We start from the raw sequence: 16,547 nt of genomic DNA on the forward strand, positions 1-16,547 counted from the left end.
GTGAGTATGCAAGACCAGGCCCGAAGTTGGGCAGAAATTGATCTAGCGGCTCTTGAACGCAATTTGCACAAAATCCGCGCTGCTCTTCCTGACCACATCCGGTATGTGGCTGTCGTGAAGGCTGATGCCTATGGTCATGGAATTGCTCAGACCGCTACTCGTTTGATGCAATGCGGTGCAGACATGTTTGCCGTGGCCAACGTAACGGAGGCGGCCCAACTCAGGGAAATCGGTTCGGGCTGGCCCATTCTGGTTTTATCAGCCGTCCTCCCCCAGGAAGACGATCAGCTTTTCAATCATGCATTGATTCCCACCCTTTCCAACCTGGAGGAGGTAGAGCGTCTAAATACGAAGGCTGCCGAAAGAAACAAACTCCTCAAAGTACACCTCAAGATCGACACTGGCATGGGGCGACTTGGAGTCTGGCACGAAGACCTTCAACCCATGCTTGATGCAATCCGTGTTGCCCAGAACCTGCAACTCGACGGCGTATTTACCCATTTTAGCTCTGCCCCAACCGACCCTGACTTCACCGAGCTTCAGCGTAACCGCTTTATAGATACGCTCAAAGTGATCGAGGATCAGTTTGATCTAAGCGACTGCATGATCCACGCAGACAATAGTGCCAGCCTGCGAAGCTTCGTTAGAAGTAGCCCTATTAATGCAATCCGCGTTGGTTTACTTCAATTCGGAGCCGCCCCCTACCCCGATTCACTCTTTGCCCAAGTCTCTACAGAACCCGTTCTCAGCTTCCACGGCCGCGTTTCACTCCTAAAAAGCCTGCCCAAAGGTTGTCCTGTAAGCTATGGCCGACTGACGACCCTAAGCAGACCGACAAAGCTAGCCGTCCTCTCGGCAGGATACGCAGACGGTATACCCATGCCTTTCACAAAACGCGCTGAGGTTTTGGTCGCTGGCCAGCGCTGCCCGGTATTGGGGCGGGTAACCATGGATCAATTAATCGTAGATGTGACGGACCTGCCAGAAGCGCCTGAAGCCGGAGATCAGGCCACCTTCATCGGCTCACAAGGTGACGAAACCATTTCGGTCGCTGAATTCTGCGGTTGGGGCGATTCTATTCCCTGGGAGTGCTTTTGCTCAATTTCCAAACGCGTGACTAGAGTTTACAAAACGTTCAGAGAGTGATTTGATTTTTCCCTTTGAAACCTGCTACCTGTTTCTGACGTTACCTAATAACCCTTTGTTATGAATACCCTTAAGATAAAAAATATTCAGCCAGAGAACGTCTGGAAACCTCTCCCGAGGTCAGCATGGGATGAAGCTGCCGCCAAACATTTGTTGATGAGGATTGGCTTTTCAGCCTCAGAGGAGGCCATTCAAGCATGTATGCAATCCGGCTTGAAGAACTCTATCCGGGATGCATTTGCGGGAGCCCATGTCATGCAACCGCCTGAAAAGCTCATAGAAGTCATTGAAGCTTACCGGACACAACGCGATCGCCAGAAAGGACTCCAAGAGCCCGAGCGCCGCAAATTACGCCAGGCACTCGCACGAAAATCGCGTGAAACCATCGTCGATATGACGATGAATTGGCTGCAAAACGCGGCGGAACCTCAAAACTCTGCGTTTGAGAAATGGGGCCTGTTTTGGGAAAACATGTTCGTGGTCACCTCACAGAAGGTGAAAAACCCGGCCATGCTCTATCAGTACCAAATGGCGATCCGGAAGAACTCGTTTAAAGATTTCGGATCTCTTAGTAAGGCGATCAGCAAATCTCCCGCCATGGTTCAATTCCTGGATCTCCAGCAGAACAAAAAGGGGAAGCCGAATGAGAATTTTGCGAGAGAGCTCTTCGAACTCTTCATGCTCGGAGAAGGCAACTATACAGAAGAGGACATCAAAGAAGCCGCTCGTGCATTCACGGGCTATCGGCAAGTCGATGGACAATTCAGGTTTGTAAACGCACAACACGACGCATCGAAAAAAACGGTATTCGGCCAAACCGGAAACTGGACGGGTGACGACATCATAGAGTTGGCATTACAGCAGCCTGCCGCACGACTCTTTACTCCAAGAGAACTTTGCAAACACTACCTAAGCGACGAGGTAATCCCTGACGAATATTTACAAGGCCTCGGGGATGGCTGGGCAGCCAATGACTTTGATCTGACCTGGTTGGCGAGCACCTTCTTTTCTTCACGTTTGTTCTTCAGCGCACAATTTAGAGGAAACAAAATCAAGAGTCCCTTTGAATTTCTCCTCGGCTTGGTCCAGGATTTGAATGTCGATATTCCTCCGCTTCCAAGAACTTATATCAACGCACTGAGGAGCATGGGACAGAGCTGGCTTAACCCACCCAATGTTCGAGGCTGGGTCGGAGGCCGTCACTGGATTAATAGTGCGACACTCATTCAAAGACGCCAAATCGTAGAGAGTTTCTTTAACCCTCCCACTGAACGTCGTATGAACGGGGATGAAAAACGGGCGATTGAAAAAGCCAAAGAATCTGGCAAAGGAAAGTTCTTTGTGACCAAGAGACAAGGTGAAGCTTGGCTTAACCTGGATCCGAAGAATCGAGTCGCCGCATTAGCCAACGAATGGCTGGTCAATCCACTGAACCCGCAGGTCGAAAAAGATCTCGTTCAGTTCCTAAACCAAAACCAAAACCGCGGACTACCTGCAACACGCACCGTAGCAATCACCCTTTTGCAATCGCCTGCCTATCAGCTGGCTTAACTTAAGAGACATGAAAAACGACGCACTCAATTTTCCGGCCACTCGTAGAGAATTTCTAAGCACTTCTGCCAAAGGGACTGGCTTGCTCGCATTCAGCCAGTTTATTCCAGGCTTCCTCCGCGACTCCATAGCAGCGGGCGCTCCATCACCCGAATCGGATCGTCGCATCTTGGTTCTTGTTCAGCTAGCTGGCGGGAATGATGGGTTGAATACCGTCATTCCTTACGAGGATGCCAATTACTACCGACTACGCCCCACCCTGGGCATTAAAAAATCTGCGGCTTTAAAACTGACAGACGATCATGGCCTGCACCCAAGTTGTGAGTCCATGTTGGGGCTCTATAAAGAGGGCAATCTCTCCATCATTCAAAATGTCGGTTACCCTAACCCCAACCGCAGTCACTTCCGCTCAACTGAGATCTGGGAAGGCGCAACGGATGCGCATGAATTTGGTGATTCTGGTTGGGTCGGTCGATACCTGGATAATAATTGCAGCGGTACTCCTGCTTTAGGCGACCCTGAAGCTATCAGCTTTGGCAATGAACTACCCCTCACCATCCAGGGAGACACCAATCATAATCTGTTCAGCATCAATAATCGCCCCGGCAGGATCAACCGCGCGGATTACGGTTTGCTAGATAAGATGTCCGGAGAAATGGATGTCATAGACAACTCCAGTTTTCTGAAGCAAACAATGATGGACACGCTGGTTACCGAAGAGCGTATCCAGAAGCTCTTCACCAAATTCTCATCCACCGTGAACTATCCAGGTAATCGCCTCGGTACTTCGTTGAAGAATGTAGCCTCATTGATTGCGTCAAGTTTACCAACTCGCGTCTATTATGTATCCCTCGGAGGCTTCGATACCCACCAAGGTCAGGCAGCCAACCATGCGAGGCTCCTAACGGAACTTTCCAGCAGTTTAGCTGCTTTCCAAAAGGACCTACAGCAGCGAGGCCTGGACGACCAAGTGCTCACCATGACTTTCTCTGAGTTCGGACGTCGGCCTAGCCAAAATGAAAGCGGAGGCACCGACCACGGAACAGCTGCACCCCTCTTTGTTATGGGGCCACAACTCAAGAATACCCTGGTTGGACAAGCACCTGACTTGAACTTAAAGCACAACAAAGACCTTCAATTCTCAACCGACTTCCGAAGCATCTACTCAACAGTCCTCGATAGGTGGTTGGAATGCGACAGCCGATCTGTCCTGGGACGTCAGTTTGACCATCTCTCCTTCATCTAGGTGCAACCAGTGGACTTTGCTCAGGGTTGGCTAGAATAAGATCAATCCAACCAAACAAAGTAAAAGCACCAGAGCCAGAATCGATAAGGCTCGTTTCTCCTGCTTAGTTAATCCGAGGGGCATAGGTATAATTTCTCTCAGGAGCCCCATCGCCTCAAGGAAATTAGCTTAGGCTTTTGTCATTTCTATTCTAACGCGGTACTAGATATCGATACGGTTTTACCGCCCATTCTCCCGCGTAATCCACTCCGATTCGCGGTCCTGTAGAAAATGTATATTCCTCTGTGCGATCCGGATTGAATTCCAACCAAAGCCCAGTCGATTCGATGGCTGGTTTAGTATGATAAGACTTATCGATCTTCATCTCCCGAGTTAGTATTCCCGGACCACTCCAATCACCAACCCCTCGAATAAGGATGGCTGCTGGATATTCCTTGGGGCCCGTAACCACATTCAAAAGCCAATGAACACCATAACACAGGTAAACGTACCAGTGACCTGCTGGGCCATAGAGAACCTCCGTCCTTGCTGTTCTACCTTTGGATGCATGACACGCCTTATCCAGAGGTCCATCATAGGCTTCGATCTCATTGATCTCACTTCTTAGAATGTCTCCCTCAGCTGTCCGAACAACAAGATGATGGCCCATCAACTCTGGGCATATATCCAAAACAGGTCGTTCAAAAAAGGAATGAGGAATGACGTTACTTGAGGACACTTTCTAAAATCGTTTATCCTGAGTATCGATCACCAGCGTCACGGGGCCGTCGTTTACAAGATCAACTTCCATCATGGCTCCAAATTCTCCAGTAACCACCATCTTCCCCAATCGAGCTTCCATCTTGGAGATAAAAGCCTCATACAGGGGAATCGCATGATCAGGTGCAGCTGACCGATTGAAAGAGGGTCGAGTCCCCTTCCTGACATTCCCAAAAAGTGTAAACTGGCTCACTACGATCATCTCACCATCTACGACAAGTAGATCGAGGTTCATTTTCCCCTCTTCGTCCTCAAACACTCTCAATTGAGGCACCTTATTCGCAAGCCAATCCAAATCAGCTTCTGTATCCGACCGCTCGATACCAAGTAACACTACGAATCCCTGACTGATAGTTCCCCTAGGCTCGCCTTCAACAGTAACCGAGGCTCTGGACACACGCTGAACAACAGCCCGCATTAATCAGCCTTCATCTTTTTCTTCTTTTCCTTTTTATCCTTAACAACGGATTTCGCCTTTTTACCATTGCGCATCTTCTTCAGCTTCTTGCGATCATCTTTGGCAACGATGTATCCGACACATTTCTTGGTCCCACAACAGCAGGGATGATCCAAAAAGTGCTCCAGCGCATAGCCATAATCGATAAGGATTTCCTCGTTCTTTTTTATAGAACGAGAGGTGTAATAGAAAATCCGGTCATCTATATTGAATGCCTCGCAATTCTCTTCGCAGCTGTGATTTGCGAAGCGGGCAATATTTTCGGGCACATTGCCATCAATATCCCACTTCTTATTCAAATCAAAAATATAGACCGCGCCGACTGAGTCATCATTAGCGGCCATTTCCATCTGCTCAGTCCCACGGCGTGTAGACTCTTCTTTGGAGATGCGCTCCCCAAAGTATTCCATGATCTTAGTCTCTTTGGGAATCTTGCGCTTGGCAAAAACACCACGGCCGTGGATCCCTGAATCCTTCACATACACCCACTTGTTTTCCTTATCTTTTGTCTTAGCCATTCTTCGGTCAAAAAAGGACTCTGGGAGTCCGCATTACAGTGGCAATCTTTTTTAGGGTTTCCACGGGTATCGGGGTCTAAGATTCTTGAATTGGTTGCGCGGAGTTCAACCACTCTATACGCTCCATGAGATGCATCATTGGGCAATCGCCTCTTTCACTTGAGTGAGAAAATTCTCGTCACCCGAGCCACTCAGACGAACGACGTCCGCCTTGCCCTGCACAATCTCTTCAGGAGTTCCCGTGGTCGTAAGTTCAGCATAAGGAACTCCGGGTAGAAACGTTTCCACCAATTCACCCAACTGCACAAACAGCTCATCCTCGAACCCAGGACCCAAGACAATTGCCAATTTCAAAGCGACGGATGAATCCATATAACTAGCGACTGCTTCGCACTGACTTCTCAATTGCTCACTTGGGACAGCAAGAACAACCACATCGGCCTCCATGAGTACCGGCTTCACTTCAAAGCCGATCTGCAATTGCAGCGGTAAAGTGCATCCCAGGAGATGAACGCTATTTACGCGCGAGGAGGCTAGCTCCATGGCGGCATCCATTTGATCCGGCACCAAGGTAACCGAATGACCTTGTTGAATAAGCTTAATAGCCAGGGCGGTTCCCCAGGCATCTGCACCCAAAACACAGAAGTTCATATGTATAAATTTATTTAATCCGTAGACTAAATGAACTCTTTCCTAAGTTAAAAGGATCGAAATGAATATCTTCGCCTTAAGATCGCCACCTCAGGGAAAGCCGTCGCCTGAGGATCACCGCAGTGAGTTATCACGGAAATCAACCTTTCGGGCTTTGGGCTCGATGTACCGAGGAACGACACATACACCGCAGAAAACAGCAACGCCACAAGCGGCGAGGAGATGAAACAGCTGCGATTCAGGTAAGTGGAAGATAGACCCATCAGGGGGAACCCCAAGTGACCATCAGGGAAAGCTCCAAATGTTAATAACTTTCCGTTTAAGGCTTTGCTGCAAGGGATATCTGCACGTATAAAATTCCCTACTTAACGAGTTACTCAAACAACGGAAAGTGAAACCCATACTGCACGTCATATTGAAACCTTTTTTCCTGCGCCGCAAACGGCGAGGGCCGGTCTCATTTATGCGTACCAATCTTCGCAGCAAACTCATCAACCCGCAGTTTGTTACGTTCCTGGAAACGAGTAAGTTTCGCCGTGTCAGTTTGGATAAGCACGAACGGAAGATGCGTCGCAAAGCAGTCTGGGCTCGCATGTCCCTACTCATCGCCGGATTGATCTTCGGCTGGATAGTCATCGAAAGCGCGCAAGCCTTCACACTTTTCTAAGAGCCCCCAGGCGCTTCAAAATCGATACTCGTCTTTGACAAAGGAATGAGGTGCACCCAGACTAGGAGAATACAACGTCCTATTCTCAATCCATATCGCCCATGAATTCCTCAGACTCGTTTCCCGAAGGCTGGCCCTTTAAAGCTTATGACAATCATGAGTTTCTCCATGGCCCTGAAGCTCGAACTATCCGTGTTAACTGCGAATTGCTGGAACCCAAGTACCGGTTTCAGGAACATGGCGTGCAAAATACCATCGTCATTTTCGGTTCCGCTCGCACCAAAGCCCCCGAAGTCGCTCAGAAAAACTTGGAGAATCTGGAGGCAACACTGGCGGATCGAGAGTCACTGAATCATGAGGAAGAGCAGGAGCTCAAGCTTGCGAAGAGGGACCTCGCTCAGTCCAAATACTACGGAGATTGCCGAGAGCTCGCAAAACGTATGGCCACGTGGTCTGAGAGTCTCTCCGATGGTAAGAGCCTGCACATTTGCTCTGGCGGAGGTCCAGGCATCATGGAAGCTGCCAACCGTGGAGCGTTCGATGCAGGCGCCAAAAATATCGGCCTGAATATCTCCCTCCCCTTCGAGCAACACCACAATCCATATATCTCACCGGAACTGAATTTTGAATTCCACTACTTCTTTGTCCGGAAATACTGGTTCCTTTTCTTGGCAAAAGCCCTGGTAGCATTTCCTGGAGGGTTTGGGACTATGGATGAATTATTCGAGCTCCTCACCCTCACTCAAACCAATAAGCTCGAAGAAGGAGCCCCGGTTGTCCTCTACGGAAAAGACTACTGGACTCGCTTATTTGATTTTGAGGCCCTGGAAGAATGGGGCTACATCTCGCCAGGTGACTTGGATCTTTTCAAAATCGTCGATTCTGTCGATGAGGCCGAAGCGCATTTGAAAGCCTCTATAGACCAAGACCGATTATTACCAAATTCCTAACCCTCGACCTTTTTCAAGGCTGGGGTTGATAACTTGGCCGTATCTATTTCAGTAAGAAACCATGGAAATCTCCACGGATCCCGAAACAAGAACTGTCCTCATCGTCGAAGACAGCGACGCCGACCGATCGCGCTACCGCAAATTTATCGGAGAAATGACAGCGTTTAATAAACGCTTCTTGGAAGAGGAATCAGGTGAGGCCGGCCTAAAGCGCTACGGACAAGAGCCGATTGATTGCATCCTCCTCGACCTGCATTTACCCGACATGGATGGTTTGGAATTCCTCAAACGGTTTCATAAGGCACATGGCCGAGACGTCTGCCCCATCATTATGTTAACCGGCCGCGGCAGCGAGGCAGATGCCGTAAAAGCCCTTCAAGCAGGTGCTCACGATTACCTCTCCAAATCAGATTTGACCGCGGAAAACCTCAACCGCGCTTTGGAAAATGCGATCGATAAGGTAAACCTCCACAAACGATTGGAGAATCAGCGCATTGACCTGGAAGTTAAGAATACCCAACTGCAGGTCATGACCGACCAGTTGGAAAAACTGGTGGAAGAACGCACCCGCAATCTCATCATTACTAACGAGCGACTACTCGTTGAGATTGAAGAACGGCGCAAGGCGGAGAGACAAGTTCGAGAAAGTGCCCGTTTCAATCGAATGATCATGGACGCCAACCCAGCCTTTATCGCCTACATGGACGAGGAGGATTGCTATCGCTTTGCCAATCAATACTACCAGAAAATTTTTCAATGCACAGAGGAAGATTTGCTGGGTAAGTCGATGAAGGAGCACTTGGGGGATGCTTTCCGGGAGCAACGAGAAGCGGCACTGAACGGTGAAGCTCAAGACTTTGAGCACCACCGCACCGATGAGGACGGCCACACAGAATGGTATCACATCATGCTAACTCCACATACGGGCGCCTTCGGAAAGATGCTCGGTTACTTTATCGTGGGCATGGATGTCACTCGCCAGAAACACAACGAGGATTACATACAGCGTTCTTTGGACGAAAAACAGATCCTCCTCCGGGAAGTTCACCATCGGGTAAAAAATAACCTGCAAGTGATTCAAAGCCTCCTACGCATGCAAGGGCGAGAATCACAAAGCGCCGCGTTGGTCCCGATGCTTCGAGAGAGCCAGAACCGCATCCGTTCGATCGCCCTGATCCATGAGCAGCTCTATAAACAGGATGATGTCTCGGAAATCGATCTGGCCGATTACCTGAAACTATTGCTCCGTCAGGTATTTCGAACGTTTGAGTTCGGCCCCAAACGCATTTCCAGCCAGGTAGAGTTTAAGGACATTTACTTGAGCCTCACCAAAGCCATTCCCTGCGCGCTGATTGTGAATGAGCTGGTTACCAATTCTATTAAATATGCGTTCGAAAACTCAGAAGATGGCGAGATCCGCATTTTAGCGGAGACCAAGGATGATAAGCTTACATTGATCGTCCGCGACAATGGCTGTGGTTTCAGTGAAGACATTGACATCGATGCGAGCGAAACCCTGGGCCTGAAAATCGTCAGAACTCTCACTCGACAGATTGGTGGCCAACTGGAAATCAATTGCGACAATGGAGCTCAATTTAAACTGGTTTTCGAACCTTGATTAGAGTTGAAACCCGACTCCGGATACGGTTTAAATCTGGTACAATCAAATATGTTCCCCAGCTTAGCACTTTCACTTTTCTCATGACGAAAGCAAAAATACTGATCGTTGAAGACGAAGGCATCACAGCCGAAGACATCAAGGACTACCTAAAAAGCCTGGATTATGACGTGCTCGCAATATGCAGTACAGGAGAAGACGCCATAGAGAAGGCCCGTGAGCTTACACCCGATCTGGTTTTGATGGATATCATGCTGGCTGGCGTTGTGGATGGCATTCAAGCGGCCGAGATTGTTAGAGAACAATATGGCATCCCCGTCGTCTACCTGACCGCCTACTCCGACCCACAAACCCTGGAACGAGCCAAGATCACGGAACCCTATGGCTATGTGCTCAAACCCTTTGATCAACGTGACCTGCAGATTGCCGTTGAAATAGCCCTTCATAAGCACTCCATGCTTAGCAAAATCCAGGAGAGTCAGCGCTGGCTGTCCACTACAGTAGCGAGCGTGCATGAAGCTTTGATCGCTGTAGATTCTTCCTACCGAATTTTGACTATGAATCAGGCCGCCGAGCGCCTGACCGGGTGGAAGGCCTCAGATGCTACCGGTAGAATTTACACCCAAGTTTATACCACCTGTGATGCTCATACAGGCGAAGACCTCCCAACTCCCATCCATATGGCTTTGGAAACCTGCGAAACCGTCCGGCGTCATGGAGAAGCTGTTTTGGTGGCACGTGGCGGAAAAGTTTTTACGGTAGACGAAACGGCTTCACTCATTCTCGACGAAATCAAAGGCGTACAAGGAGCAGTCATGGTCTTTCGGGATGCGAGCGATCGTATCGAAACGGAGACAGATTACCGGGACGATGTGGTTCCCGCAGTATTAGATTCTCTGGCGGCTCTGTTGGTGGTCACGGACGCGGAAGGCAGAATCATTCGCCTTAACTCAAAGGCACTCAGCGTTACCGGCCTCGAAAAAGGGGAAGCAGTCGACAAGTATTTCTGGGAACTCTGTAGCAACGAGAAAGATTCAGCAAAAACATCAGAGTCGTTCAAGAGCTTGAACGGCACGGATGACGAAATGAGTTTCGATTGCAGCTGGAATACAAAATCCGATGGAGATATAAAAATCCGTTGGTGCAACTCAGCGATCCGTGAGGATTCGGATGAGATCAGCTACATTCTCTGCACTGGCATCGGAATGTAGGGCCTAGCGTCCCTTGAATCAACGGGCGGCCAAAGCGGCACCTATAATTCCCGCTTCATTTTTCAGCGTAGCCATTCGAATGGGCGTTTTAATACTAATGTACTCCATGAAGAGTTCCGGTCGCTTGGAAATACCTCCGCCAATCACAAATTGATCCGGCTGAAAGAGGGATTCCATGGCATCCAGGTAGTGATTAAATCGCCGGGCCCACACTTTCCACGAAAGATTGTTTCGTTCGCGCGCAGCATTGGACGCATACCACTCACCATCGCCTTTATTCTTAAGGTATAAATGCCCCAGCTCCAGATTAGGCACCAGCACTCCCTTATTTATAAACGCGGTCCCCAACCCTGTTCCAATCGTTATAAAAATAACCAAGCCCTGGTTCATTTTTTGACCGCCATATTCGAATTCAGCTATGGCGGCGGCATCCGCATCATTCAGCAAAGTCACCTTTGAGCCTGTTGCATGGGAGATCAATTCTCCAGCATCCTTACCCATCCATGCCTGAGCAATATTGGATGCCGACAAGGCTACGTTATTTTTAATCGCCGCTGGAAAACCGACACCAATCTTCCCCGTCCATTCCAGCTTTGAAGCAATCTTGGCAATCTTCAAGGCGACGGCTCTCGGTCGAGCGTATTTTGGAGTCACATAACGAATTCGATCGGTTACCAGTTGGCCACGATTGAGATCAACAATCGCTCCCTTAATACCAGATCCTCCTACATCGATGCCCAACACTTTCATTTCCTATACTTAAGGGCAAACTTATGTGATCAGACCCTCGCATGAGCAACCATTATTCTCTGGTAAAAAGAAAAACCGCCGTACGAAAACGGCGATTCGAATCAGGTGTGGGAAACACTGTCGTTTTTGTCGAACAAATCGACCAACCCGACACTCGCCAGACCCGCAAAGATTAAAATATAAAATCCTGTAATTAGATGCGCGTCACTGAGCGCTGAGATACCTTGTGGATTTGTGAAGCCCATTCCCATCAGCCACCGAAGAACAACCCTTCGGTCCTGAGGTAGTGGTTTATAAGGTCATGGGAAAGATGTATGCGTTCTCCGCATACGAAACACCGCTCACGGTTAACCTAAAGTGCAACCCTGATCGCTCATTGGAGCTTAGGAGACAGTATGATTCCGTTCAATCTGGTTACCACATGAACAAAAAACATTGGAATACCCTGACCCTGGATGGATCGTTTCCCCACTCACTCGTAACTGAGCTGATTCAGCACTCCTATGATCTTGTCGTCCAAGGGCTCAGCAAAAAGGACCAAAAGAAAGTAAAAGAAGCATCAACTAAGCCAAGAAACCAGGAGAATGATTGGCATGCTCAATTCCTAAGGGATATCTCCGAATAATCCAAAAATCCGATACAGGAATTTTTCTTTCCAGTTCAGGTTTTCTTACTCACTATCCTCTACATCCATTCTATCTATCCGAATCCGCAAACGATGATCCAAACCAGTAAAACTAAGGACGGGCGACTCTCTGTCATAGCACGTGTAGGCGTTCAATACATCCATTTTGAGCTCAATGACATTGGTCAGGAGTGGATTCGACAGCAACCCAGCGAAGAATCTATCACGACTGTGGACATAATCGGATTGGTTCTAGGTGGCCAAGCCCGTGCGACCAACGGTTCAGCTCACGCTCGCCTACTCAAACGGATCGAAGACGAAAACCAAATTTCACTGGATCTAGACTTCACTCAATCCTTCTTGAGCTGCGACGAAACAGGCCAGAGAGAAAACCTAAGCCTTTGTCTCATCAATCACGGTCAAGACTACGACCTAAAACTGCTGACAGAAACTGCATCCGGACTTTTCCCCATAGAAACCAAAATCGCAATCGAGGAGCTATCCCTCAATCAATTGAAAGACCTTATGGATAAAGGTAACTTCAGTCAGACCAACACGACGGTAAAGCGATTGAAACATTGGTTCGCCGGTCGCATGGAAATCTGGGGTCTGGCTTACGGCTAAAAAGCCAGACCCACCAGTCTCCCCTTTCACCCCCTCTCCTACTCACCCTGGCTCTCAGCCTTCCCTTCACTCTCAGCTCCAAGCTCTCTGCTCTCTGCTCCAAGCTCTTGTCTCCTAACTCCCAGCTCTTCGCTCAGAACTCATCCGTCCAATCAAGCAACCACTTTTCCAACTCGCGTCGTTGCTTCTTCGTTGGACGCCCCGTTCCTCGATCACGCATAATCAAAGACTGTGCCATGGTTTGAGTCTTGAGCTTATCGTATTCAGATTCTGGTGTCAGATCTTCGTAGTGTTGAATAGCCTTGGGCGCACCCACACGCCGAGGCAATAAAGCAACAACCTTGAGTGTTCTATTCAGTCTAGGATATTCGACGACGAGTGTGTCATCTATACGGACGGGCGAAGCCGGCTTGATCACTTGCCCATTCAAATGAACATGACCTGCCTTGCAGGCCGCCGCAGCCTTGGACCTTGTACGATAAGCGCGGATACACCAAAGCCATTTGTCGATACGCATGGTTTCTTTTGGAACTACCTCAGGCATCTAAAAAATAATCTCCTCCAACTTCGGGCACACCGATATTACAGAAGTCAGCTTCAAGCTTTCCAATGAAAACGGCCTTCCGGCAAGTGTTTTTGACAACGCGGAATCTTCGCCGCTCTCCTCCCAATGCACTGCTTCCACATTCCCCTTAACCACCGAGAAAACGAGACAGTCATCCTCAATCGGCAGTCGAAATTTATACTTGGGCGATCGCCCGACATTCCATTCCCATCGAGAAAACTGCTCTTCCACCAGGGATTGAACCACAGGTCCTGACTGAGAAGGAATTGAGGATCGCACTCCCTCGAAACGAGCGCAGAGAAAATCGACCCATTGTTCGAGGAAACGTTCCACCTGTCCGGCTTCATCCACATGCTCCATCAAATTCTCAACCGGACTTCGATAGGACTCCACACTCTGTCCACTCACCCGGATTCGTTCGGAAGATAAAGATTCCTCCAGTTTTACCAGATCGCTCGCACAGAGCAGCGTGGCATGATGAAGGAAGCGATCCCTTTTCAAGGTCTGAGCAGAACCCGATACCTTTCTGCCATCGACCTCCAATCCATTGCGCCCATCCCGTTCCGCATCTACTCCCAAAGATTCCAGGAAAGCAATCGGTGGTTTCGTCCAACGACAGAATAAGTCATCCGCCACACCTCTGCGTTTCCCAAAGAATGCGGTATTGATATTACCAAGGTCGTGGTAAACCGCTCCACCTCCACTCTCTCGACGAATGACATCGATCCCATTGCTTTTGCAATAAGTCACATCGACTTCCTTATAAGGATTCTGATTCTTTCCAATGATCACACAGGGAGCATTCCGATATACAAGACACCCCTCCCCTTCGCACTGATTCAAAAAGAAAGATTCCAGCCCCAGATTCACCCAGGAATCCGTTACCGGACTGACAAACACCTCCATGGGCCGAATTGGAGCTGAGGGATTCACTGGAATCAAGATCTGAATCTGTGAAAACGATGATTGACCGTCCAAGCAATTTTCCTAATTTCCGACACTTTAATGATGCGGGCGTAGCTCAGTGGATAGTACCGAGGCGTAAGCCGACATCACCCACTGCGGTTCCGCAGCTCAAACAATCGTTGACGAGCGAGTATCTCAACCTATTTTGCCTTTTTTTAATGATGCGGGCGTAGCTCAGTGGATAGAGCTGCGGTTTTCTAAACCGTAGGTCGCAGGTTCAAGTCCTGCCGCCCGTGCCATCCTTCGCCAAGACTATGGATGGCATACCATTTCATCTCACGACCGTTGGACTCTCACCGACGGTATTCCGGTTCAGCTGCGCTGCCCGGTCATGTCTCGGTAGATGGCGAACCATCCGCCACCAGAACAGCTAGCAGAATTAATTTTTAGTCACTCTGGGAGAGATTGAAACCATAGGCGATCTGAATTGGAAACCTTTTGAACGAACCATGACCGGGATCCAGGGATACGTACCGCACGACAGAGAAATGATTACCCCTGTATCACTTTCTAGAGCAGGAGAAATGTTTCTCGTTTACCCAATGCCAGAATAGGACAGTCTCATGAGTGAAAACCCAAACGTATCAAAAAATCGAGATGCGATGAAGAGCAAGGCGCAGATCGCAAGTCGGCGCGGGAGCGTAGACAACTACGTGACCAAGCGAGTTGCGAACTGGAACGCAGCTTTTCGCGCATGTCGGTGTTAGCCTTCGGAAGCACGTCCATAGATACTCACTCTTTCTGGGATTAATTTTTGTTGAATAGAAATCCATAACTCACTCTTTTTTAATCACTTAAAACCCGTGATTACGATGGCGTTTGAAACTATGGGGTAAAGTATCCACTCTTGTCCCGATTATGAATCGTCTACTACTAGCTCTTTTTCTTATGACTGTATCCTCCTCTCAAGCATTGGAACCTCTCATCGTCGCCCACCGAGGCGCGTCTAAAGATGCTCCTGAAAATACCTTACCCGCTTTCAAACTGGCCTGGGAACAAGGAGCGGATGCCATTGAAGGTGATTTCTTTCTGACTCGAGATGGCCATATCGTATGCATTCACGACAAGAACACGAAGAAACTCGCTGGCACAGAATTGATCGTTGCTGAATCTACTTTCTCAGAGCTCCAGGCATTAGACGTCGGCGCCTGGCATAGTCCCAAATACAAAGGCACACCCATCCCATTAATCTCAGACGTTTTTGCGACGGTTCCTGAAGGAAAAAAAATCTACATTGAAGTGAAATGTGGCCCAGAGATTGCGCCTACCCTTTTAGAGGAGATCACTGCCTCTGGTCTGCAAGAGAATCAGATAGTCGTCATAGCCTTTGATGCCGAAGTCATCCGGGAAGTAAAACTTAAAGCCCCCCAATTCAAGGCCTGCTGGCTTTCAGGATTCGAACAACCACTAGTGGGCAGCATAAAGCCTACTCCTTCCGAAGTGTTGGAAGTGCTCAAGGATATTGGAGCAGATGGATTCAGCTCGAGTAACAAGCACATTACTGGCGGCTATATAAAAACCATACTCGATGCCGGCTACGAATACCATGTATGGACCGTCGATGATCCCAGCGAGGCAGAGCGCTTCAAAGACTGGGGAACGATGTCGATCACGACCAATGTGCCGGGGGTGATAAGGGAGCACCTATGATCGGATTTTTGAACAAAAGCTTTGGTGATGGTTTTTTGAACAAAAGGTAACGAAGGAAACGAAGAAGCAGGTTTGGTATCTTTTCAATTTATGTCACTGATTGGAACCTGGTAAAATTAATCTCCTTACCCCATCAATGAGTTTTATTTGGTGAAAATTTATGAGTAGCCCGACTCGGACATCTAGCAACTTCATGTAGCTGAGTAACTGGGCTTGATGAATGGGCAGTAATTCTCTGACCGCCTTAACTTCGATCAAGAGGCAATCTTCCACAAGTATATCGAAACGCAGTGGCTCATCAAAAATGAGTCCTTTGTACTCAACCTTAATATCCTTTTGGTTCGTAGCATCAATATCTCGAAGCTCCAACTCCCTCATCAGGCAACGCTCATAAATACTTTCAATCAACCCAGGTCCTTTGTCTCGATGAACTTCAATAGCCCCTGAAATGACTTCTCGAGACAGCTTATCTGCTTTTTGAAATAAGGGATGCATGCAAGAATAATGATGGATAACGCGACAAAGATGAAGAACCAAATTCTTCGTTTCCTTCGTTAACTGTTATTCTGCGCTTCGCTTGGAGATGTGTCGCA

At 48.6% G+C, this 16,547-nt stretch carries 18 protein-coding genes and 1 tRNA gene; 11 read left to right on the plus strand and 8 right to left on the minus strand.

Annotated features, from left to right (window positions below; genetic code table 11):
- Positions 1 to 6: 6 nt before the first annotated feature.
- The 3 genes from alr to GA003_11250 are packed head-to-tail and all read left to right on the plus strand — an operon-like array spanning position 7 to position 3,943.
- The gene (gene alr / locus GA003_11240; GenBank protein ID QXD26619.1) at positions 7 to 1,146 is read left to right on the plus strand and encodes an alanine racemase; all 1,140 of its coding nucleotides are present in this window, start codon (positions 7 to 9) and stop codon (positions 1,144 to 1,146) included.
- Between the two features lie 60 nt (positions 1,147 to 1,206).
- Complete coding sequence (locus tag GA003_11245; protein ID QXD26620.1) at positions 1,207 to 2,697, plus strand: DUF1800 domain-containing protein; 1,491 nt, start codon at positions 1,207 to 1,209, stop codon at positions 2,695 to 2,697.
- Between the two features lie 10 nt (positions 2,698 to 2,707).
- Positions 2,708 to 3,943, plus strand: coding sequence for a DUF1501 domain-containing protein (locus tag GA003_11250; GenBank protein ID QXD26621.1), 1,236 nt, complete (start codon positions 2,708 to 2,710; stop codon positions 3,941 to 3,943).
- Positions 3,944 to 4,133: 190 nt separating this feature from the next.
- Here GA003_11250 and GA003_11255 read toward each other — a convergent pair whose 3' ends face one another.
- From GA003_11255 to GA003_11270, 4 genes are all read right to left on the minus strand, one after another.
- Entirely contained in the window at positions 4,134 to 4,592 is a 459-nt protein-coding gene (locus tag GA003_11255) for a DNA-3-methyladenine glycosylase (GenBank protein QXD30417.1), read from the minus strand.
- 72 nt (positions 4,593 to 4,664) lie between these two features.
- Positions 4,665 to 5,120: a D-tyrosyl-tRNA(Tyr) deacylase gene (gene dtd, locus GA003_11260; protein QXD26622.1), complete on the minus strand. Its 456-nt coding sequence runs from the start codon at positions 5,118 to 5,120 to the stop codon at positions 4,665 to 4,667.
- Positions 5,120 to 5,677 (minus strand): SET domain-containing protein-lysine N-methyltransferase, encoded by a 558-nt coding sequence (locus tag GA003_11265; GenBank protein ID QXD26623.1) that lies wholly within the window; start codon positions 5,675 to 5,677, stop codon positions 5,120 to 5,122. Before GA003_11265 ends, dtd begins: the two co-directional genes overlap by 1 nt.
- A 135-nt stretch (positions 5,678 to 5,812) precedes the next feature.
- Positions 5,813 to 6,328, minus strand: coding sequence for an NAD(P)-binding domain-containing protein (locus GA003_11270; protein QXD26624.1), 516 nt, complete (start codon positions 6,326 to 6,328; stop codon positions 5,813 to 5,815).
- Positions 6,329 to 6,791: 463 nt separating this feature from the next.
- Between GA003_11270 and GA003_11275 the strand changes: the two genes are divergently transcribed.
- The 4 genes from GA003_11275 (at position 6,792) to GA003_11290 (ending at position 10,774) form a co-directional block, all read left to right on the plus strand.
- Positions 6,792 to 6,995, plus strand: coding sequence for a hypothetical protein (locus GA003_11275; protein ID QXD26625.1), 204 nt, complete (start codon positions 6,792 to 6,794; stop codon positions 6,993 to 6,995).
- 101 nt (positions 6,996 to 7,096) lie between these two features.
- Positions 7,097 to 7,945 (plus strand): LOG family protein, encoded by an 849-nt coding sequence (locus GA003_11280; protein ID QXD26626.1) that lies wholly within the window; start codon positions 7,097 to 7,099, stop codon positions 7,943 to 7,945.
- A 61-nt stretch (positions 7,946 to 8,006) separates the two neighbouring features.
- Entirely contained in the window at positions 8,007 to 9,563 is a 1,557-nt protein-coding gene (locus GA003_11285; protein QXD26627.1) for a response regulator, read from the plus strand.
- Positions 9,564 to 9,646: 83 nt separating this feature from the next.
- Positions 9,647 to 10,774, plus strand: a complete 1,128-nt coding sequence (locus tag GA003_11290; GenBank protein QXD26628.1) for a PAS domain-containing protein — start codon at positions 9,647 to 9,649, stop codon at positions 10,772 to 10,774.
- Between the two features lie 18 nt (positions 10,775 to 10,792).
- Here GA003_11290 and GA003_11295 read toward each other — a convergent pair whose 3' ends face one another.
- On the minus strand, positions 10,793 to 11,524 hold the full coding sequence (locus GA003_11295) for an ROK family protein (protein ID QXD26629.1): 732 nt from the start codon (positions 11,522 to 11,524) through the stop codon (positions 10,793 to 10,795).
- A 286-nt stretch (positions 11,525 to 11,810) separates the two neighbouring features.
- Here GA003_11295 and GA003_11300 point away from each other — a divergent pair, with 286 nt between their 5' ends.
- Entirely contained in the window at positions 11,811 to 12,149 is a 339-nt protein-coding gene (locus GA003_11300; GenBank protein ID QXD26630.1) for an MmcQ/YjbR family DNA-binding protein, read from the plus strand.
- A gap of 93 nt (positions 12,150 to 12,242) precedes the next feature.
- Entirely contained in the window at positions 12,243 to 12,773 is a 531-nt protein-coding gene (locus tag GA003_11305) for a hypothetical protein (GenBank protein ID QXD26631.1), read from the plus strand.
- Between the two features lie 133 nt (positions 12,774 to 12,906).
- Here the strand turns inward: GA003_11305 and GA003_11310 are convergent, their stop codons facing one another.
- Entirely contained in the window at positions 12,907 to 13,317 is a 411-nt protein-coding gene (locus tag GA003_11310) for an RNA-binding S4 domain-containing protein (GenBank protein ID QXD26632.1), read from the minus strand.
- Positions 13,318 to 14,271: a lipoate--protein ligase gene (locus GA003_11315; protein ID QXD26633.1), complete on the minus strand. Its 954-nt coding sequence runs from the start codon at positions 14,269 to 14,271 to the stop codon at positions 13,318 to 13,320.
- 196 nt (positions 14,272 to 14,467) lie between these two features.
- Between GA003_11315 and GA003_11320 the strand changes: the two genes are divergently transcribed.
- Positions 14,468 to 14,543, plus strand: a tRNA-Arg gene (locus GA003_11320).
- Positions 14,544 to 15,162: 619 nt separating this feature from the next.
- Entirely contained in the window at positions 15,163 to 15,954 is a 792-nt protein-coding gene (locus tag GA003_11325; protein QXD26634.1) for a glycerophosphodiester phosphodiesterase, read from the plus strand.
- Between the two features lie 93 nt (positions 15,955 to 16,047).
- Here GA003_11325 and GA003_11330 read toward each other — a convergent pair whose 3' ends face one another.
- On the minus strand, positions 16,048 to 16,449 hold the full coding sequence (locus tag GA003_11330) for a GxxExxY protein (protein ID QXD26635.1): 402 nt from the start codon (positions 16,447 to 16,449) through the stop codon (positions 16,048 to 16,050).
- Between the last annotated feature and the right edge of the window lie 98 nt (positions 16,450 to 16,547).

The sequence above is a fragment of the Opitutia bacterium ISCC 52 genome, from assembly GCA_014529675.2.
Taxonomy (GTDB): Bacteria; Verrucomicrobiota; Verrucomicrobiia; order Opitutales; family UBA2995; genus UBA2995.